This window comes from Yersinia aldovae ATCC 35236 (assembly GCF_000173735.1).
Classification (GTDB): Bacteria; Pseudomonadota; Gammaproteobacteria; order Enterobacterales; family Enterobacteriaceae; genus Yersinia; species Yersinia aldovae.
Genome location: NZ_ACCB01000098.1, coordinates 1 through 1,187 on the forward strand (window position 1 = coordinate 1; position 1,187 = coordinate 1,187).

A 1,187-nucleotide genomic window follows, 5' to 3' on the forward strand; every position below is an offset into this window, starting at 1 on the left:
GTCCACTCCCCGTTATCTGAGACAGTCCTGATTAGAGTTTTCTAGCTGTTTTCGGTATGTCTCCGGGGGAAGATGCCCCAGACTTTCATGTGTACGATTCAGGTTATAATCCTGTTGCCAGAACCAAGCCATTTCTCTGACTTGGCTTAATGATTCAAACAAGTAAGCATTCAAAAACTCCCGACGAAATGAGCCATTAAAACGCTCAATAAATCCGTTTTGTTGTGGTTTACCCGGCTGAATATGGCACAGTGTAATGTGATTATATTCGCAGTAATTCAATAAGTTAACTGATATCAGTTCTGGGCCATTATCAACTCTGAGTTGCTGAGGTAACCCACGTTCTTTTTTCAGTCGATCAAGTACACGGATAACCCGGTCTGTCGGTAAAGAAGTATCAACTTCAATGGCCAGACATTCACGCGTTCCTTCGTCAATTATATTTAGTGTTCTGAACCGCTTACCGCAGTAAAGAGCATCATGCATAAAGTCCAGTGCCCACTGAATATCAGGCAGATTCACAATTGATAACGGCTTATTCTCACGTTTTGGCAGCGTTTTTTTGATCCTGCGTTTAAGGTTTAAACCTAACCGGCAATACACACGATAAACACGTTTATGGTTGAAGATAAACCCTTTAAATCTGAGACGATAATAGCATTTCCAGAAACCAGCCTGAGGCGACTCAGACAACACAGCCTGAATGGCATCGATAACGACCTTATCTTTTTCTCGCCAGTCAGTACCGCGCCGATAAAAAGAGGCCCGCGATAAAGAGGTCAGTTTGCAAGCTGTAATAACCGACAGGCCTGAAGCCGTTAATAATCCGGCACAGGACTTTTTCTCGGTTATTACCAACCCTTTTTTGCAAAAAGCTCCTTCATGGCATGATTTTCAAGACTGACTTCAGCAAACAATTTTTTGAGACGAGTATTTTCCTCTTCAAGCTCTTTTAATCGTTTAACATCATTAGCTTCCATCCCACCATACTTAGATTTCCAATTGTAGTAGGTGGCACTGCTAATTCCGTTCTGACGGCAAATTTCTTCAACTTTTATACCTGAATCAGCCAGTTTCAGGATATTAACGATCTGAGTTTCAGTAAAGCGTGCTTTTTTCATTTTGACCTCTGCAAAGGTAAAGGCAGAAAATCTAATTATAGCTGTCTCATTTTAGGGGGAGTGGAC

At 41.7% G+C, this 1,187-nt stretch carries 1 protein-coding gene; it reads right to left on the reverse strand.

Annotation, left to right across the window (positions count from 1 at the left end; genetic code table 11):
* Window positions 1–12: 12 nt before the first annotated feature.
* A protein-coding gene (locus YALDO0001_RS22690; RefSeq protein ID WP_086016827.1) for an IS3-like element ISYal1 family transposase occupies window positions 13–1,121 on the reverse strand; the annotation gives its coding sequence in 2 pieces (ribosomal slippage) (window positions 13–869 and window positions 869–1,121; 1,110 coding nt in all).
* Window positions 1,122–1,187 lie beyond the last annotated feature (66 nt).